This is a genomic window from Streptomyces turgidiscabies Car8 (assembly GCF_000331005.1).
GTDB lineage: Bacteria > Actinomycetota > Actinomycetes > Streptomycetales > Streptomycetaceae > Streptomyces > Streptomyces turgidiscabies.
In genome coordinates this window covers 1-20,230 of sequence record NZ_AEJB01000644.1, presented here as the reverse complement: position 1 = coordinate 20,230, position 20,230 = coordinate 1, and the positions used below count along the sequence as shown (strand labels likewise).

Genomic DNA, 20,230 nt, shown 5'->3' with positions numbered 1-20,230 from the left:
CCTGTGCACTTTCAGAGCGCGTACCGCTCAGCCGACCTCGGGGTCGCCCTTCGTGTACGTGAGCCGTTCGACAGCCCCCGACTGGAACTCGTCGTCGATCTTCTTGCCGTTCACGTACAGCTGGATGGCGCCCGCGTCACCCAGGACGAGGTTGACCTCTTCGTCGTCCTGGAAGGTCTGGGACTGGCCCTGCTTGAGCAGCCCGTCGAAGAGCAGGCGGCCGTTGTGGTCCTTGGCGGAGATCCAGCTGCGCCCGTCAGAGGCGCTCACCTGGACGGTCACCTTGTCGGCCGGCGCCGCCGCGATGGCGCTCTCCGACGGGTCCGGCTTCGGGTCGGCGGGCTTGTCCTTCTTGGGCGTGGGTGAGGCCGGATCGCTGGTCGTCGGCGTGGCGCCCTCGGCGACCTGGGTTCGCGCATCCGCGTCACCGTCGCCGCCCTTGACCATCGTGAAGCCGACGAAGCCGATCACGGCGACGATCGCGGCGACCATCGCCGCGGTCCAGTTCGGCCCACGCCGCTCGGGGCGGATGCGTTCCGCCTCGAACATGGGTGCGGCCGGGGTGGGCGCCGGACGTCCGCCGTGGGCGTCGGCGAACTGCGCGAGCAGCGGTTCGGGGTCGAGGTGGACGGCACGGGCGAGAGTCCGGATGTGCCCGCGAGCGTAGACGTCTCCACCACAGGGGGCGAAGTCGTCCTGTTCGATCGCGTGCACGATGGCGATCCGGACCCGGGTGGCGGAGCTGACGTCGTCGACGGTCAGCCCTGCCGCGATGCGCGCCTGCTGGAGGGCACGACCGATCGAAGGGCGGGCTGCTTCCTCGCGGTCGTCGCGGTCTTCTTCGAACGGACGCTCGTCTTGTGGAGAGTTGCCGATGGACACGGGGGCGCCTTTCGAGCGTTTAGCCACCTGTGCTGGAGGTTCAGTTTAGGGGGGTTCGGGAAGGGTGGGGCAACCGGGCGGACGGACTTTGTACGCCATCGGAATGGCCAGGACACGCTGATGGTCAGGTCATGGTGAGGCAAGGATCTGTTGCCTCCCTCAACTTGACGTACGCCGAAGGGAAACGGTTGCTCAATGATCCCTTACGAGTGAGTCACATTCGACCACCCGGCTGCCGCACACACGGACACCCGCACAACGGACGACTCCCTAGGAGTCAGTCTCCCCACGAATCACCGCGAGCATCTCGTCCAGCCCGTCAGCCTTCACAAGAACGTCACGCGCCTTGGACCCCTCGCTCGGACCGACGATGCCCCTCGTCTCCATGAGGTCCATCAGCCGTCCCGCCTTGGCGAACCCGACCCGCAGCTTGCGCTGGAGCATCGACGTGGACCCGAACTGGCTGCTGACGACGAGTTCTGCCGCCGCGCACAGCAGTTCGAGATCGTCGCCGATCTCCTCGTCGACCTCCTTCTTCTGCTTGGTACCCACAGTGACGTCGTCCCGGAAGACCGGCGCCATCTGGTCCTTGCAGTGCTGGACGATCGCGGCGACCTCGTCCTCAGTGACGAAAGCGCCCTGCATACGCGTGGGCTTGTTGGCGCCCATCGGCAGGAACAGTCCGTCGCCCTTGCCGATCAGTTTCTCGGCGCCGGGCTGGTCGAGGATGACCCGCGAGTCGGCCAGGGAGGAGGTGGCGAAGGCGAGCCTCGACGGCACGTTCGCCTTGATCAACCCGGTCACGACGTCGACGGACGGCCGCTGCGTGGCGAGGACGAGGTGGATGCCGGCCGCGCGCGCGAGCTGAGTGATACGCACGATGGCGTCCTCGACGTCCCGGGGGGCCACCATCATCAGGTCGGCCAGCTCGTCGACGATCACCAGCAGGTACGGGTACGGCGACAGCTCGCGCTCACTGCCCTCGGGCAGCTTGACCTTGCCGCTCCTGATGGCCTCGTTGAAGTCGTCGATGTGCCGGAATCCGAACGCGGCCAGATCGTCGTACCGCAGATCCATTTCCCGTACGACCCACTGGAGCGCCTCCGCGGCCCGCTTCGGATTGGTGATAATCGGCGTGATCAGGTGCGGGATGCCCTCGTACGCGGTCAGCTCGACGCGCTTGGGGTCGACCAGGACCATGCGGACGTCCTCGGGAGTCGCCCGGACCATGACCGACGTGATCAGGCAGTTGATACAGGACGATTTGCCCGAACCGGTCGCACCTGCGACGAGCATATGGGGCATCTTGGCGAGGTTGGCCATCACATAGCCGCCCTCGACGTCCTTGCCGAGGGCGACCAGCATCGGGTGATCGTCCTCGGCCGCGTCCGCCAGCCGGAGCACGTCCCCCAGGTTGACCATCTCGCGGTCGGTGTTGGGGATCTCGATGCCTACCGCCGACTTGCCGGGGATCGGGCTGATGATCCGTACGTCAGGGCTGGCGACGGCGTACGCGATGTTCTTGGCGAGGGCGGTGATCCGCTCGACCTTCACCGCGGGGCCGAGTTCCACCTCGTACCGCGTGACCGTCGGACCACGGGTGAAGCCGGTGACCGCGGCGTCGACCTTGAACTCCATGAAGACGTTCGAGAGGGAGGCGACCACCACGTCGTTCGCCGCGCTGCGGGTTTTCCCGGGGCCGCCCCGCTCCAGCAGGTCCAGCGACGGCAGGGAGTACGTGATGTCCCCGGACAGCTGGAGCTGCTCCGCGCGCGGGGGCAGGTCCCGCATCGCCTCCGGCGGAGCCTTCGTGAGGTCCTGCACCGCGGCCTTGGCCGGCTCCGCCTTGAGCTTCTCCTGTTTCGGACGCGCGCCCGGGACCGGAGTGTGCGTCGGGGCCGTCTCCTCACGGTCGCCCCCCTTGCTCACCCCTTGGGTGAGGTCGGCGACGATCGGCGAGGGCGGCATCCCGTGCAGCACTGCACCGTCGAGCGCGGCAGCGGCGGCCGCGGCGACATCCACGGCGTCCATCGGCCGCCCCGCGTCGGGCTGCCGCATCGCCGAGCGCCTGGGGCGGCTCCGGCGCTTGGAGAGCGCCTCCTGCTCGGCGTCGTCCGGGTCGTACGCCTCGGGGGCGGACCCGCGCCCTCGGGGGCGCCCGGGGAGCGCCTCGCGCCACTGCTCGTCGTAGCGCTCGTCGTCCTCGGGGAGCCCGTCCTCCTCGGGGTCGCGGAGGATGCCGAGCCGGATCCCCAGCTGCCGCAGGCGCTGCGGAATCGCGTTGACGGGCGTCGCGGTGACGACGAGCAGACCGAAGACGGTCAGCAGCACCAGCAGCGGTACGGCGAGGACCTCGCCCATCGTGTACGTCAGCGGAGTCGCCGCGCCCCACCCGATGAGGCCGCCGGCGTCCCTTATGGCCTGCATGCCGTCGCTGCGCGCGGGGGCGCCGCACGCGATGTGGACCTGCCCGAGCACGCCGATGACCAGCGCCGACAGACCGATGACGATCCGGCCGTTGGCATCGGGCTTCTCGGGGTGCCTGATGAACCGTACGGCGATGACCGCCAGCAGTATCGGCACGAGCAGGTCGAGGCGGCCGAACGCGCCGGTGACCAGCATCTCGACCAGGTCGCCGACAGGACCGCGAAGGCTGGACCAGGTGCCCGCGGCGACGATCAGCGCGAGGGCGAGCAGCAGCAGTGCCACGCCGTCCTTCCGGTGGGCCGGGTCGAGGTTCTTCGCGCCCTGCCCTATGCCGCGGAACACCGCACCGACAGCGTGCGCGATGCCCAGCCACAGGGCGCGTACGAGTCGGTAGACGCCCCCCGTAGGGCTGGGTGCCGGAGGGGGCGCGACCTTCTTCGCGGCGGCCTTCCTGGCGGGCGCCTTCTTCGCGGGGGCTTTTTTCGCCGCGGCCTTCCTCGCCGGAGCCTTCGCGGGCACGGCTGCCTTCTTCGCGGGCGGCTTCTTGGCTGCGGAAGGACGTGAGGCCATGTGTGTGAGGTTACCGGTGGAGACGACAGCGGACACGTGTGCCTGCTGCTTCACCCGTTCGTGTCGTGGGGGCGTGAGCACGAAACTGACGCGTGCTCACGCGCAACCCCGCTCGATCGGCGGTGAGTTCGATGACGGAAGCGACGACCGGTGCGCCGGTCAGTTCGGCGACGGCAACGACGGCGCCCCGCCGCCGGTGCCCGGTTCGAGCGCGTCCAGAGCCCGGCGCAGGCCGGTCAGTTTGCGTTCGAGATGGGCCGCCGTGGCCACTGCCGCCGCATCGGCCGACTCGTCGTCGAGCTGTTTGGACAACGCCTCCGCCTGCTCCTCGACGGCCGCGAGACGCGCGGACAGTTCGGCGAGCAGACCGGCCGGCTCCTTGGCCGCACCGACCGCCGCCTTGCCCCCGCCACCCTCCAGCTGCAGCCGCAACAGGGCTGCCTGTTCCCGGAGTTGACAGTTCTTCATGTAGAGCTCGACGAACACCGAGACCTTCGCCCGCAACACCCACGGGTCGAACGGCTTGGAGATGTAGTCCACCGCACCCGCCGCGTAACCCCGGAAGGTGTGATGCGGACCGTGGTTGATCGCGGTGAGGAAGATGATCGGGATGTCCCGGGTCCGCTCCCGCCGCTTGATGTGCGCGGCCGTTTCGAAGCCGTCCATACCCGGCATCTGCACGTCCAGCAGAATGACCGCGAAGTCGTCCGTCAGAAGTGCCTTGAGCGCTTCCTCCCCGGACGATGCCCGCACCAGTGTCTGATCCAACGCAGAGAGGATGGCCTCCAGCGCCAGCAGATTCTCCGGCCGGTCATCGACCAGGAGGATCTTGGCCTTCTGCACCATGGCCCGCCCTCCTCGCCCCGGCTTGGGGCCTCCCCTGTCCTCAGGACGTGGGGCAGCACCCGCGGGCGCCGCCCCAGGGGACGGCTCCCTTACGCCGCCCGTCCTCGTGCCGGTCATGGTAGCCGCACCCCGCCCGTCGCCACACCCTGTCACCGCGATGTCACTGTGCACGTAGCAGAAACGTAGCGGGAGACCAGAAGGTTCCCCGAATCCCGTACTTCTACACGGCTTCGGCCACACTGAGTCAGCAACTCCGCGTGAACAGCCGAGGTTCCCGTTCCGGCGACGGAAACACCCAGCTCAACCGTCACTCCCCTCGCATCCACTGCTCCATCACCGACAGCAGGTGATCCGGATCGACGGGCTTGGTCACATAGTCGGAGGCCCCCGACTCGATCGCCTTCTCCCGGTCGCCCTTCATCGCCTTGGCGGTCAGCGCGATGATCGGGAGTCCGGCGAACTGCGGCATCCTGCGGATCGCCGTGGTCGTCGCGTAGCCGTCCATCTCGGGCATCATGATGTCCATCAGTACGACGGTCACATCGTCGTGCTGTTCCAGGACTTCGATGCCCTCCCGGCCGTTCTCCGCGTACAGCACCGACAGCCCGTGCTGCTCCAGGACGCTCGTCAGCGCGAACACGTTACGGATGTCGTCGTCGACGATCAGTACCTTCTCGCCGTCGAACCGGATGCCCCGGCGCGGCTCCTGCGCCGCCTCCTGCTCCCCGGCCACCCAATGGCCGTTGGCCCTGGAGGATGCGTTCAGTTCGGTCACCGACACGGCCCTGCGGCGCCGCCTGAAGAGCGCGGCGGGCCCGTTCTGCGCCTCGTGGTACGACCTCACCTCGGCCGGCGTCCCGACGTCCGCCCCGGCCGACTCCGGCTCGGAGGCGAGCAGCTCACCGACCTCCAGGGAGGGCGCCAGCTGCGCGTAGCCCTGCGGGGGCAGTTCACTCGGGTGCAGCGGCAAATACAGCGTGAACGTCGAGCCACGGCCCGGCTCGCTCTGCGCGTGGATCTCACCGCCGAGCAGCCGCGCGATCTCCCGGGAGATGGACAGCCCCAGACCGGTACCGCCGTACTTGCGGCTGGTCGTGCCGTCCGCCTGCTTGAACGCCTCGAAGATCACCCGCATCTTGCTGGCCGCGATACCGATTCCCGTGTCGGTCACCGAGAACGCGATCATGTCGGCGTCCGCGTCCCGCAGCGAACCCGCCTCCAGCAGCTGCTCCCTGATGGCCACCGGGACCTCCGCGCCGGCCGGCCTGATGACCAGCTCGACGGCTCCCGAGTCGGTGAACTTCACCGCGTTGGACAGCAGGTTGCGCAGCACCTGGAGCAGCCGCTGCTCGTCGGTGTGCAGCGTGGCGGGCAGATCCGGCGAGACCCGTACGGAGAAGTCGAGGCGCTTCTCCGCGGTCAGCGGACGGAAGGTCGCCTCCACGTAGTCGACGAGCTGCACGAGGGCGATACGCGTCGGGGAGACGTCCATCTTGCCCGCCTCGACCTTCGACAGGTCGAGGATGTCGTTGATCAGCTGGAGCAGGTCCGAGCCCGCCCCATGGATCGTCTCGGCGAACTCGACCTGCTTCGGGGTGAGGTTGGTGTCCGCGTTGTCGGCGAGCAGCTTGGCGAGGATCAGCAGCGAGTTGAGCGGCGTACGCAGCTCGTGCGACATGTTGGCGAGGAACTCGCTCTTGTAGCGCATCGACACGGCGAGTTGCTCGGCGCGCTCCTCCAGGACCTGCCGCGCCTCCTCGATCTCCGTGTTCTTGACCTCGATGTCGCGGTTCTGCTGAGCCAGCAGCTCGGCCTTCTCCTCCAGCTCCGCGTTGGACGACTGAAGCGCCTTCTGCCGGTTCTCCAGCTCGGCCGAGCGCTCCCTCAACTGCTCGGTCAGCTCCTGCGAGTTCTTCAGCAGCACCTCCGTCTTGGTGTTGACGGAGATGGTGTTGACGCTGGTCGCGATCATCTCGGCGATCTGGCTGAGGAAGTCCTTCTGGATCTGCGTGAACGGCGTGAACGACGCCAGTTCGATGACCCCGAGCACCTTGCCCTCGAACAGGAGCGGCAGCACGATCACCTGTGCGGGCGGCGCCTCGCCGAGCCCGGACGAGATCTTCAGGTAGCCGCTCGGCGCGTTCTCCACCAGGATCGTGCGCTTCTCCTCGGCGGCGGTCCCGACCAGCGCCTCGCCGGGCCGGAACGACGTCGGCATGGAGCCCATGGAGTAGCCGTACGAACCGAGCATGCGCAGCTCGTACGCGTTGTCCGGGGCGCTTCCCTGGTCCTTGCCGTCGATCGTCCGCATCGCCAGGAAGAACGCGCCGTGCTGGGCGGTGACGACGGGCGTCAGCTCGCTCATGATCAGCGAGGCCACGTCGTCGAGGTCCCGGCGGCCCTGCATCAGGGCCGAGATCCGGGCGAGGTTGCCCTTGAGCCAGTCCTGTTCCTTGTTGGCGATCGTGGTGTCGCGCAGGTTGGCGATCATCTTGTTGATGTAGTCCTGAAGTTCCTGGATCTCGCCGGAGGCGTCCACGTCGATCTTCAGGTTGAGGTCACCGCGGGTCACCGCGGTCGCCACGCGCGCGATGGCACGCACCTGCCGGGTCAGGTTCCCGGCCATCTCGTTCACCGACTCGGTGAGGTCGCGCCAGGTGCCGTCCACGTCCCGCACCCGCGCCTGGCCACCGAGCTGGCCCTCCGTACCCACCTCCCGGGCCACACGTGTGACCTCCTCGGCGAAGGACGACAGCTGGTCGACCATGGTGTTGATCGTCGTCTTGAGCTCGAGGATCTCGCCGCGGGCGTCGATGTCGATCTTCTTCGTCAGGTCACCCTTGGCGATGGCCGTCGTCACCATCGCGATGTTGCGCACCTGACCGGTCAGGTTGGACGCCATCCCGTTCACCGACTCGGTGAGGTCCTTCCACGTACCGGCCACACCCGGCACCCGCGCCTGGCCGCCCAGGATGCCGTCCGTACCCACCTCACGGGCCACCTTGGTGACCTGGTCGGCGAACGAACTCAGCGTCTTCACCATCGTGTTGAACGTGTCGGCGAGCTGCGCGACCTCACCGCGCGCCTCGATCGTCACCGTCCGCGTCAGGTCACCGTTGGCGACGGCCGCCGCGACCTGGGAGATGTTCCGCACCTGCACGGTCAGGTTGTTGGCCATCAGGTTGACGTTGTCGGTGAGGTCCTTCCAGATGCCCGTGACGCCCGACGCGTGGGCCTGACCGCCGAGGATGCCCTCCGTACCCACCTCACGGGCCACCCGGGTCACCTGCTCGGCGAACGACGACAGCTGGTCGACCATGGTGTTGACCGTCGTGACGAGTTCGAGGATCTCGCCCTTCGCGTCAACAGTGATCTTCTTCGACAGGTCGCCCTTGGCGACGGCGGTCGTGACCTCGGCGATGTTGCGGACCTGGATGGTCAGGTTGTTCGCCATGAAGTTCACGGACTGCGTGAGGTCTTTCCAGGTGCCGGAGACACCCTGCACCTCGGCCTGACCGCCGAGCATGCCCTCCGTACCCACCTCACGGGCCACACGTGTGACTTCCTGGGCGAAGGACGACAGTTGGTCGACCATCGTGTTCAGGGTGTTCTTGAGTTCCAGGATCTCGCCGCGCGCGTCCACGGTGATCTTCTGGGACAGGTCACCGCGGGCCACCGCCGTCGCCACCTGGGCGATGTTGCGCACCTGGGCGGTGAGGTTGCCGGCCATGCCGTTCACGGAGTCCGTGAGGTCGCGCCACACACCGGCGACCCCGGGCACCTGCGCCTGCCCGCCGAGGCGGCCCTCCGTACCCACGTCACGGGCGACGCGGGTCACCTGGTCGGCGAAGGCGGACAGTTGATCAACCATCGTGTTGATCGTGTTCTTCAGCTCGAGGATCTCGCCGCGAGCGTCGACATCGATCTTCTGGGACAGGTCGCCGTTGGCCACAGCCGTCGTCACCTGGGCGATGTTCCTCACCTGGGAGGTGAGGTTGCCGGCCATGAAGTTGACGGAGTCGGTGAGTTCCTTCCACGTTCCGGACACACCGTCCACCCGCGCCTGCCCGCCGAGGCGGCCCTCCGTACCCACGTCACGGGCCATCCGCGTCACCTGGTCGGCGAAGCTCGACAACTGGTCCACCATCGTGTTCACGGTGTTCTTCAGCTGGAGCATCTCGCCGGAGACATCGACGGTGACCTTCTGGGACAGGTCGCCGTTGGCCACCGCGGTCGTCACCTGGGCGATGTTCCTCACCTGTCCGGTGAGATTCCGGAACGCCGTGTTGACGGAGTCCGTCAGGTCCTTCCACGTGCCCGCCGCACCCGGCACCTGGGCCTGGCCGCCCAGCTCGCCCTCGACACCGACCTCCCGCGCGACCCGCGTGACCTCGGCACCGAACGCGGACAGCTGGTCGACCATCCCGTTGACGGTGTTCTTCAGTTCCAGCATCTCGCCGGCGACCTCGACACTGACCTTCTGGGACAGATCACCACTGGCCACAGCGGTCGTCACGGCGGCGATGTCCCGCACCTGGGTGGTGAGATTCCGGAAGACCGTGTTGACGGAGTCCGTCAGGTCCTTCCACGTACCCGCCGCACCCGGCACGTTCGCCTGCCCGCCGAGCCGCCCCTCGCCGCCGACCTCGTTGGCGACCCGGGTGACCTCGTCCGCGAACGTCCGCAGCGTCTCGGTCATCTGGTTGATCGTCTCGGCGAGCTGGGCGACCTCACCGCGCGCCGACACCGTCACCTTCTGCGACAGATCACCGTTGGCGACCGCGGTCGTCACCTGCGCGATCCCGCGCACCTGGGCCGTCAGGTTGCCGGCCATAAGATTCACCGAATCGGTGAGGTCTTTCCACACTCCCGCCACACCCGGCACCTGCGCCTGGCCGCCGAGCTCGCCCTCCGTACCCACCTCGCGCGCGACTCGCGTCACCTCGGAGGAGAAGGACGACAACTGGTCGACCATCGTGTTGACGGTGTTCTTCAGCTCCAGCATCTCGCCGGCCACGTGAACCGTGACCTTCCGGGACAGATCGCCCTTCGCGACCGCCGTCGTCACCAACGCGATGTCCCGGACCTGCGCCGTCAGCCGGTACGCCATGGTGTTGACCGAGTCCGTGAGATCCCGCCACGAACCGGACATCCCGCGCACCTGCGCCTGACCACCCAGCTTGCCCTCCGTACCGACCTCGCTGGCCACCCGCGTGACCTCGTCGGTGAAGGTCGACAACTGGTCGACAAGATTGTTGACCGTGCGCCCGACCTTGAGGAACTCCCCGCGCAGCGGATGTCCGTTGCCGTCCGCGGCCTGCGCCCGCAGTTCCATCCGGGGCGACAGATCGCCCTCCGCGACCGCGCTCAGCACCCGGCCGACCTCGGCGACAGGGCGTACGAGATCGTCGACGAGCGCGTTCGAGGCGTCGATCGCCACGGCCCACGAGCCCTCGCTGACACCCGCTTCCAGCCGCTCGGTCAGCTTCCCCTCGCGCCCCACCATGCGCCGTACGCGCGACAGTTCACCCGTCAAGTGGAGATTACGGTCGGCCACCTCGTTGAAGACCGCCGCGATCTCCGACATGACGCCGTCGCCGGACACGGTGAGCCGCTTCCGGAAGTTACCGTCACGCATCGACTCCAGGGCCGACAGCAACCTGTCCAGGGATGCCGTGTCCACCTCGGTCGTTCCATTGCGTGGTTTACGACGGTTACTCAGGGCCTGTCCGCCTTTCGCGCGCGTCTTAGTGCCCCGCGTCGCTGCGCCAGACTCCACTGTGTCCCTCCCGAAGGGGTCGACCGTTTCTGCTCTGTGTGCTCTGTCATCACTCGCGCGTACCCGGATACTGCCAGCGCCCGGTAAGACCTTCTCCTGGAGCCTGCCCAGTGTTTCACCCTGGCCGAACCCGGCCATAACAGTTCGGCAGCTTCGCACACCGTCCGCACACTCTGGGGACGTAAACACTGCAGACCTGCATCCGCATGGACCGCGAAGGTAAGTAACCTTGCATACGGCTGTCCAGCCACACCGGTCCGTCCGGTCTGGGCGGTGGCACGACCACGAGCGGGCAGGCATCGGAGGGGCACCGCACCATGACCACCGGACTGCATCCAGGGGGAACACCCCAGGATCCCCGACCGACGGGGAACCAGGCCCTGCCCCGGCAGGAACGGGTCGGCCCCGGCACGCATGCCGACAATCGGACGAGGAGTTCTGTGATCACCGCGCGCGCGTCCGCCACCTTCGACCCCGTCGGGCGATCGGTGGCGACCGCCCGTTCCTTCGTCCGTGACACCCTGCAGGGCTGGGGCTTCGCGGACATCGTCGACGACGCCGTGGTCCTCACGAGCGAACTGGTCACCAACGCCGTGATCCACGCGGGCACCTCCGCGGACGTCCTGTGTCTACGCAGTGACGACGGCGTACGTGTCGAGGTCGCCGACCGCTACCCGGAGCGTGAGATCCCTCTTCAGGGTTCGCCCGTCAACATGGGCAGCCCCGACCGCGAGGGAGGCCGCGGCCTCCAGTTGTGCGCGGCGCTGGCCGGCCGCTGGGGCGTCGAGTACACGCCCACCCAGAAGCAGGTCTGGTTCCAGCTCGACCTCCCCGCCCGCGCGGTGGGCACCCGCTCCGCGGGCCCGGCCCTTCCCGCCGCCCTGCTCCCGCTGGCCGACGGCCGGGTCCGGGTCGCGGTCATCCAGATCGACCGCACCGCGTCCATCGCGGCATGGAACGAGGACGCCGACGAACTCTTCGGCTATTCGCCGGAATCGGTCATCGGTAAGCCCCTCACCGACCTCGCCGCCTGGCCGCACACCCCCGGCACCAGCACCGGCATCGCCGAGGCCCTCCAACTCTCCCGCTGGGAGGGCAGTTACGGCATAAGGGGCGCCAACGGCCGCGTCATCCCGGTGTACGCCTCCCACCTCCGCGTCCGCGACACGGAGGGCGAGCCCTCGACGGTCTGCCTCCTCGTACGCGACGACGAACGGGCGGTCCTGCAGACCCCGTTGCGCGGCAGCTCGTCCGACACGATGTCGGGCTCCGAGGGCCAGAACACCGACCCCTTCGAGGTGTTCATCGGCTCCCCGGCCCCCGACGACCTCGACGGCCTGCTCCAGCGCACGGTGGAGCGGGCCCGCGACATGCTCGATGCGGACTCCGCCTTCCTGCTCCTGGCCACGGACGACGAAACGGAGTTGGAGGTGAGGGCCTCGACGGGCCTCCCCTCCGCCCGCCAGCGCTTCGCCCGCGTCCCGGTCGAGGCGGGCCCCGGCCGCTACGGCTCGGCCCGTATGCCGGCCGTGCACGACGACCTCTCGGCCGTCCCCGGAGCGGTCCCCCTCCTGAGCGGCACGGGCATGCGCTCGGTCGTCACCGTCCCCCTGAAGGTGGAGGGACGGCTCACCGGCTCCCTGGGCGTCGCCGCCGAGTCCCCCGGCCGCTTCACGAACGAAGAGGCCCTGCGTCTCCAGTTCGCCGCCGACCGCATCGCGCTGGCGGTCGAATCAGCCCGTCTGGGCGAGCTGGAACGCCTGCGCAGAGGTTCGCTCAGCTTCCTGGTCGAGGCCTCCGACCTCCTCGCGGGAACACTCGACCGCGACCAGACCCTCGCTCTCATGGCCCAGATGACGGTCCCGACCCTGGCGACCTGGTGCGCGGTCTACACGATCGCCGACCAGGCCTCGGATCCGTACCTGTCGTACGTTCTGCACGAGGACGAGGACCGCATCGACGGCCTCAAGGCCCTCCTGTCGAAGATCGCTCCGCCCGACCCGGTCCCGACACCCGGCGCCCGCGTCTGGTCGGCCCCGGCCGCCGCGGCCCACCAGGCGGCCCTGCGTACGTCGATGCGCAGCCTGGGACTCAACTCGCCCACCTCGGTCAGCTCCGGCATCGGCACAACCCTCGCCACGGCGGCGGCAGTCGGCGGCGAGACAGTCGTCCTCCCCCTGGTCGCCCGCAACCGCGTGATCGGCATGCTCACCCTCGGCAAGCCGACAGACGAACACTTCCGCCAGGAAATCCTGGAACTGGCCGAGGACCTGAGCCGCCGGGCCGCCCTGGCCCTGGACAACGCCCGCCTCTACTCGGAACGCACCGCCATCAGCCAGTCGCTCCAACGCAGCCTCCTCCCACCGGAGTTGCCGGTGATCGACGGCGTGGAGGTGGAGGTCATCTACCGCGCAGCCGGCGAGGGCAACGAGGTCGGCGGCGACTTCTACGACCTCTTCCCCATCCGCGACGGCGCCTACGGCTTCGCCATCGGCGACGTCTGCGGTACGGGCCCGGAGGCCGCGGCGGTGACGGGCCTGGCCCGGCACGCCCTCCGCCTGCTGGCGAGAGAGGGCTTCGGCGGCCCCGCGGTCCTGGAGCGCCTCAACTCGGCGATCCTCGACGAAGGGGCCCGCAGCCGCTTCCTGACTCTCCTGTACGGCGAGTTGTGGCCGCAGGAGGACGGCAGCGCCGTACTGAAGGTGGTCTGTGCCGGCCACCCCCTCCCGCTCCGCCTGCGCCAGGACGGCACGGTGGAACCGGCAGCGGAGCCACAGCCCCTTTTGGGCGTCCTGGAGGACCTGGAGCTGTACGAGCAGACGATCACCCTCGACCCCGGCGACGTCCTGCTCTGCGTCACGGACGGCGTCACGGAACGCCGCGAGGGCACACGCATGCTGGGCGACGACGGCCTGGCGGACGTCCTGACGACCTGTACGGGCCTGACGGCCGGCGCGGTCGCGGCCCGCATCATGCGTGCCGTCGAACGCTTCGCCTCCGACGCCCCGTCGGACGACATGGCGATCCTGGCGATGCGCGTACCGGGCCTGCAGAAGGACTGACGGAGGGACGACGGACATGAGAAAGGCCCCGCCCAATTGGGCGGGGCCTTCTACGTGGAGCCCCCCAACGGAATCGAACCGTTGACCTTCTCCTTACCATGGAGACGCTCTGCCGACTGAGCTAGGGGGGCCAGATACTTTTCGAGGTTTCCCTCGCGGCAACGAAAGAGATCATACCCCGAACAGACCCGTGCTCCCAACTACGCCCGCACGATCAGAACGCGGGCTGCAGCAGTCCCCCGAGCGAGTTGCACGCGGACACGATCCGCTGCATGTCCCGCTTGGTCAGCGCGGCGTCGACCGGCAGGGCGAGCGTCTCGTCGACAGCCAACTCGGTCTCGGGCAGCGAGACACAGCACCGGAACGCGGGCATGCGATGCACCGGTGCCTTCACGGGCACGCGGCAGTCAACTCCCCTGGCCCGCAGGGCTCGAGCGAAGGCGTCCCGGTCGGGCCGCCCGTTGCCGGGCACCCGCACGACGTACTGCTGGTAGGTGTGCCCGTCCCCGTCGTCGGGCGTGCGCACACCCCTCAGCTTCAGATCGAGAAACGCCGCGCGTTGCCGCCGCTGAGCGATCTCGTCGTACGGCGCCTCGGACTCCCCGTGCTGCAGCACGAGAAGCCCGCGCCGCTGCCCGACCTCGAGAAAACGCCCCATGTCGGCCGGCCGCCCGAAGCGGTGTACGACAACGACGGCCGCCGTCCGCGGAGTTGTCACCGCCTCGACAGCAGACGCGTCAAGACAGTAGGTCACCGGATCTATGTCGGCGAACACCGGCAGTCCCCCGGCCAGGATCACCGCCTCGGCGACTTCCACGTTCCCGAAGGCCGGTACGACGACCTCGTCACCGACTCCGACGCCGGCGGCCCTGAGCAGTTCAGCAGTACCCATGCCATGGATGCTGGGCGCGAGACGTGAACGTCAAGTGACGCACAACAAAAAAGGGTTGGACCCCGAACCGAAGTTCAGAATCCAACCCTTTCAAAAATTGTTCGGCGGTGTCCTACTCTCCCACAGGGTCCCCCCTGCAGTACCATCGGCGCTGTGAGGCTTAGCTTCCGGGTTCGGAATGTAACCGGGCGTTTCCCTCACGCTATGACCACCGAAACACGGTGAAACACATATCAACCGCACCACCCGTGACCTTGGGCGGGGTTGTTCGTGGTTTCAGAACCAACACAGTGGACGCGAGCAACTGAGGACAAGCCCTCGGCCTATTAGTACCAGTCACCTCCACCCGTTACCGGGCTTCCAGATCTGGCCTATCAACCCAGTCGTCTACTGGGAGCCTTACCCCATCTAGTGGGTGGGAACACTCATCTCGAAGCAGGCTTCCCGCTTAGATGCTTTCAGCGGTTATCCCTCCCGAACGTAGCCAACCAGCCATGCCCTTGGCAGGACAACTGGCACACCAGAGGTTCGTCCGTCCCGGTCCTCTCGTACTAGGGACAGCCCTTCTCAATGTTCCTGCGCGCGCAGCGGATAGGGACCGAACTGTCTCACGACGTTCTAAACCCAGCTCGCGTACCGCTTTAATGGGCGAACAGCCCAACCCTTGGGACCGACTCCAGCCCCAGGATGCGACGAGCCGACATCGAGGTGCCAAACCATCCCGTCGATATGGACTCTTGGGGAAGATCAGCCTGTTATCCCCGGGGTACCTTTTATCCGTTGAGCGACGGCGCTTCCACAAGCCACCGCCGGATCACTAGTCCCGACTTTCGTCCCTGCTCGACCCGTCGGTCTCACAGTCAAGCTCCCTTGTGCACTTACACTCAACACCTGATTGCCAACCAGGCTGAGGGAACCTTTGGGCGCCTCCGTTACTCTTTAGGAGGCAACCGCCCCAGTTAAACTACCCATCAGACACTGTCCCTGATCCGGATCACGGACCCAGGTTAGACATCCAGCACGACCAGACTGGTATTTCAACGACGACTCCACAGACACTGGCGTGCCCACTTCACAGTCTCCCAGCTATCCTACACAAGCCGAACCGAACACCAATATCAAACTATAGTAAAGGTCCCGGGGTCTTTCCGTCCTGCTGCGCGAAACGAGCATCTTTACTCGTAGTGCAATTTCACCGGGCCTATGGTTGAGACAGTCGAGAAGTCGTTACGCCATTCGTGCAGGTCGGAACTTACCCGACAAGGAATTTCGCTACCTTAGGATGGTTATAGTTACCACCGCCGTTTACTGGCGCTTAAGTTCTCAGCTTCGCCAAGACGAATCTTGACTAACCGGTCCCCTTAACGTTCCAGCACCGGGCAGGCGTCAGTCCGTATACATCGCCTTACGGCTTCGCACGGACCTGTGTTTTTAGTAAACAGTCGCTTCTCGCTGGTCTCTGCGGCCACCCCCAGCTCGGAGAGTAAATCTCCTCACCAGTGATGGCCCCCCTTCTCCCGAAGTTACGGGGGCATTTTGCCGAGTTCCTTAACCATAGTTCACCCGAACGCCTCGGTATTCTCTACCTGACCACCTGAGTCGGTTTAGGGTACGGGCCGCCATGAAACTCGCTAGAGGCTTTTCTCGACAGCATAGGATCATCCACTTCACCACAATCGGCTCGGCATCAGGTCTCAGACTATGTGAATGGCGGATTTGCCTACCATTCGTCCTACACCCTTACCCCGGGACAACCACCGCCCGGGATGGACTACCTTCCTGCGTCACCCCATCACTCACCTACTGCAGGTCTGGTCCGTCGGCTCCACCACTCCCCCTTGCCCGAAGGCTCCGGGGCGGCTTCACGGACTTAGCATCGCCTGGTTCAATGTTTGACGCTTCACAGCGGGTACCGGAATATCAACCGGTTATCCATCGACTACGCCTGTCGGCCTCGCCTTAGGTCCCGACTTACCCTGGGCAGATCAGCTTGACCCAGGAACCCTTAGTCAATCGGCGCACACGTTTCCCACGTGTGTATCGCTACTCATGCCTGCATTCTCACTCGTGAACCGTCCACCACTAGCTTCCGCTGCAGCTTCACCCGGCACACGACGCTCCCCTACCCATCCACACAGGCGTTGGCCCTATTGTGTGAATGACACGACTTCGGCGGTACGCTTGAGCCCCGCTACATTGTCGGCGCGGAATCACTAGACCAGTGAGCTATTACGCACTCTTTCAAGGGTGGCTGCTTCTAAGCCAACCTCCTGGTTGTCTGTGCGACTCCACATCCTTTCCCACTTAGCGTACGCTTAGGGGCCTTAGTCGATGCTCTGGGCTGTTTCCCTCTCGACCATGGAGCTTATCCCCCACAGTCTCACTGCCGTGCTCTCACTTACCGGCATTCGGAGTTTGGCTAAGGTCAGTAACCCGGTAGGGCCCATCGCCTATCCAGTGCTCTACCTCCGGCAAGAAACACACGACGCTGCACCTAAATGCATTTCGGGGAGAACCAGCTATCACGGAGTTTGATTGGCCTTTCACCCCTAACCACAGGTCATCCCCCAGGTTTTCAACCCTGGTGGGTTCGGTCCTCCACGAAGTCTTACCTCCGCTTCAACCTGCCCATGGCTAGATCACTCCGCTTCGGGTCTTGAGCGCGCTACTATATCGCCCTATTCGGACTCGCTTTCGCTACGGCTTCCCCACACGGGTTAACCTCGCAACACACCGCAAACTCGCAGGCTCATTCTTCAAAAGGCACGCAGTCACGACCCACCAAGCAAAGCTTGATGAGCGACGCTCCCACGGCTTGTAGGCACACGGTTTCAGGTACTATTTCACTCCGCTCCCGCGGTACTTTTCACCATTCCCTCACGGTACTATCCGCTATCGGTCACCAGGGAATATTTAGGCTTAACGGGTGGTCCCGCCAGATTCACACGGGATTTCTCGGGCCCCGTGCTACTTGGGTGTCTCTCAAACGAGCCGTTGATGTTTCGACTACGGGGGTCTTACCCTCTACGCCGGACCTTTCGCATGTCCTTCGCCTACATCAACGGTTTCTGACTCGCCTCACAGCCGGCAGACTGTGAAAGAGAGATCCCACAACCCCGCATACGCAACCCCTGCCGGGTCTCACACGTATACGGTTTGGCCTCATCCGGTTTCGCTCGCCACTACTCCCGGAATCACGGTTGTTTTCTCTTCCTGCGGGTACTGAGATGTTTCACTTCCCCGCGTTCCCTCCACACACCCTATGTGTTCAGATGTGGGTGACAGCCCATGACGACTGCCGGGTTTCCCCATTCGGAAACCCCCGGATCAAAGCCTGGTTGACGACTCCCCGGGGACTATCGTGGCCTCCCACGTCCTTCATCGGTTCCTGGTGCCAAGGCATCCACCGTGCGCCCTTAAAAACTTGGCCACAGATGCTCGCGTCCACTGTGCAGTTCTCAAACAACGACCAACCACCCACCACCCCACCCCTACAGGGCGAGTTCACTGGGGCCGGCACTGAAGACACAACCTCACGGCCATACCCTCAGACACCCAACAGCGTGCCCGACACCCTTCACCGCTTCCCTCATCGTTCCACGCCCCGAAGGACAGTACTGGAAGGAGAAGACGATCAAGAGTGCCGAATAATCAACGTTCCACCCATGAGCAACCACCGTCGAACGTATGCCGACGTAATGGCCCTGGACCACCAGACAATGTCTGGCGGCCTAGATGCTCCTTAGAAAGGAGGTGATCCAGCCGCACCTTCCGGTACGGCTACCTTGTTACGACTTCGTCCCAATCGCCAGTCCCACCTTCGACAGCTCCCTCCCCGTGAGGGGTTGGGCCACCGGCTTCGGGTGTTACCGACTTTCGTGACGTGACGGGCGGTGTGTACAAGGCCCGGGAACGTATTCACCGCAGCAATGCTGATCTGCGATTACTAGCAACTCCGACTTCATGGGGTCGAGTTGCAGACCCCAATCCGAACTGAGACCGGCTTTTTGAGATTCGCTCCGCCTCACGGCATCGCAGCTCATTGTACCGGCCATTGTAGCACGTGTGCAGCCCAAGACATAAGGGGCATGATGACTTGACGTCGTCCCCACCTTCCTCCGAGTTGACCCCGGCAGTCTCCTGTGAGTCCCCATCACCCCGAAGGGCATGCTGGCAACACAGAACAAGGGTTGCGCTCGTTGCGGGACTTAACCCAACATCTCACGACACGAGCTGACGACAGCCATGCACCACCTGTACACCGACCACAAGGGGGCACCCATCTCTGGATGTTTCCGGTGTATGTCAAGCCTTGGTAAGGTTCTTCGCGTTGCGTCGAATTAAGCCACATGCTCCGCTGCTTGTGCGGGCCCCCGTCAATTCCTTTGAGTTTTAGCCTTGCGGCCGTACTCCCCAGGCGGGGAACTTAATGCGTTAGCTGCGGCACCGACGACGTGGAATGTCGCCAACACCTAGTTCCCACCGTTTACGGCGTGGACTACCAGGGTATCTAATCCTGTTCGCTCCCCACGCTTTCGCTCCTCAGCGTCAGTAATGGCCCAGAGATCCGCCTTCGCCACCGGTGTTCCTCCTGATATCTGCGCATTTCACCGCTACACCAGGAATTCCGATCTCCCCTACCACACTCTAGTCTGCCCGTATCGAATGCAGACCCGGGGTTAAGCCCCGGGCTTTCACATCCGACGCGACAGACCGCCTACGAGCTCTTTACGCCCAATAATTCCGGACAACGCTTGCGCCCTACGTATTACCGCGGCTGCTGGCACGTAGTTAGCCGGCGCTTCTTCTGCAGGTACCGTCACTTTCGCTTCTTCCCTGCTGAAAGAGGTTTACAACCCGAAGGCCGTCATCCCTCACGCGGCGTCGCTGCATCAGGCTTTCGCCCATTGTGCAATATTCCCCACTGCTGCCTCCCGTAGGAGTCTGGGCCGTGTCTCAGTCCCAGTGTGGCCGGTCGCCCTCTCAGGCCGGCTACCCGTCGTCGCCTTGGTGAGCCACTACCTCACCAACAAGCTGATAGGCCGCGGGCTCATCCTGCACCGCCGGAGCTTTTAACCCACCCCCATGCGAGGGAAGGTATTATCCGGTATTAGACCCCGTTTCCAGGGCTTGTCCCAGAGTGCAGGGCAGATTGCCCACGTGTTACTCACCCGTTCGCCACTAATCCACCCCGAAAGGCTTCATCGTTCGACTTGCATGTGTTAAGCACGCCGCCAGCGTTCGTCCTGAGCCAGGATCAAACTCTCCGTGAATGTTTACTCGGCCAGTAAATTAATACAGCCGGTGCACACACACGAGAGCGGAACAGTCAAGCGGAATAAGCCCGACCGTTCACAGCGTCCTCGCTGTGTTTGTGTTACTTCAAAGGAACCTCGCCCCGACCGAATGGCCGAGAACGGGGTATCAACAAATCTGGCGTTGATTTTTGGCACGCTGTTGAGTTCTCAAGGAACGGACGCTTCCTTCGTACTCACCCGAGAGACTCTCTCAGGCTTTCCTCCGGGCAGTTTCCCTTCGGTCCTACTGTTTAGCTTGTCCTGCGTCTTGCTGTCTTGCGTTTCCGACTCTATCAGACCGTTTCCGTATCCGATTTCCTCGGTGCTTTCCAGGTTTTCGCTTTCGCGTTTCCCTTTCCGGCGACTCCGACTTTATCAGAAGTTCTGAGTCGGAATTTCCGTCCCGCTCGGGTTGGTCCCTGGCACGCAGTTGAGCCGGGTTCCCTCGCTGGCGGAGCCGTAAACGTACTGGAGC

Annotated in this window: 6 protein-coding genes, 1 tRNA gene and 3 rRNA genes; 1 reads left to right on the top strand and 9 read right to left on the bottom strand. The window is 65.3% G+C overall.

Annotated elements, in window-relative coordinates:
- Positions 1–27: 27 nt before the first annotated feature.
- The 4 genes from STRTUCAR8_RS44805 to STRTUCAR8_RS44790 form a co-directional block, all read right to left on the bottom strand.
- Positions 28–882 (bottom strand): RodZ domain-containing protein, encoded by an 855-nt coding sequence (locus STRTUCAR8_RS44805; protein WP_006383138.1) that lies wholly within the window; start codon positions 880–882, stop codon positions 28–30.
- Positions 883–1,152: 270 nt separating this feature from the next.
- Positions 1,153–3,879 (bottom strand): DNA translocase FtsK, encoded by a 2,727-nt coding sequence (locus tag STRTUCAR8_RS44800; RefSeq protein WP_044473979.1) that lies wholly within the window; start codon positions 3,877–3,879, stop codon positions 1,153–1,155.
- Positions 3,880–4,038: 159 nt separating this feature from the next.
- Complete coding sequence (locus STRTUCAR8_RS44795; protein ID WP_006383140.1) at positions 4,039–4,725, bottom strand: response regulator; 687 nt, start codon at positions 4,723–4,725, stop codon at positions 4,039–4,041.
- A gap of 307 nt (positions 4,726–5,032) precedes the next feature.
- On the bottom strand, positions 5,033–10,504 hold the full coding sequence (locus STRTUCAR8_RS44790) for a HAMP domain-containing protein (protein ID WP_086025875.1): 5,472 nt from the start codon (positions 10,502–10,504) through the stop codon (positions 5,033–5,035).
- Between the two features lie 317 nt (positions 10,505–10,821).
- Between STRTUCAR8_RS44790 and STRTUCAR8_RS44785 the strand changes: the two genes are divergently transcribed.
- Entirely contained in the window at positions 10,822–13,566 is a 2,745-nt protein-coding gene (locus STRTUCAR8_RS44785) for a SpoIIE family protein phosphatase (protein ID WP_044473977.1), read from the top strand.
- A gap of 55 nt (positions 13,567–13,621) precedes the next feature.
- On the opposite strand, the gene STRTUCAR8_RS44780 is transcribed toward STRTUCAR8_RS44785, so the two are convergent.
- From STRTUCAR8_RS44780 to STRTUCAR8_RS44760, 5 genes are all read right to left on the bottom strand, one after another.
- Positions 13,622–13,697 (bottom strand) — tRNA-Thr (locus tag STRTUCAR8_RS44780).
- Positions 13,698–13,780: 83 nt separating this feature from the next.
- Complete coding sequence (locus STRTUCAR8_RS44775; RefSeq protein ID WP_044473978.1) at positions 13,781–14,443, bottom strand: DegT/DnrJ/EryC1/StrS family aminotransferase; 663 nt, start codon at positions 14,441–14,443, stop codon at positions 13,781–13,783.
- Positions 14,444–14,557: 114 nt separating this feature from the next.
- Positions 14,558–14,674 (bottom strand): 5S ribosomal RNA (gene rrf / locus STRTUCAR8_RS44770).
- Positions 14,675–14,764: 90 nt separating this feature from the next.
- A 23S ribosomal RNA gene (locus STRTUCAR8_RS44765) occupies positions 14,765–17,888 on the bottom strand.
- A 316-nt stretch (positions 17,889–18,204) separates the two neighbouring features.
- Positions 18,205–19,731, bottom strand: a 16S ribosomal RNA gene (locus tag STRTUCAR8_RS44760).
- The 16S, 23S and 5S rRNA genes sit together here, the layout of an rRNA operon.
- Positions 19,732–20,230: the final 499 nt, after the last annotated feature.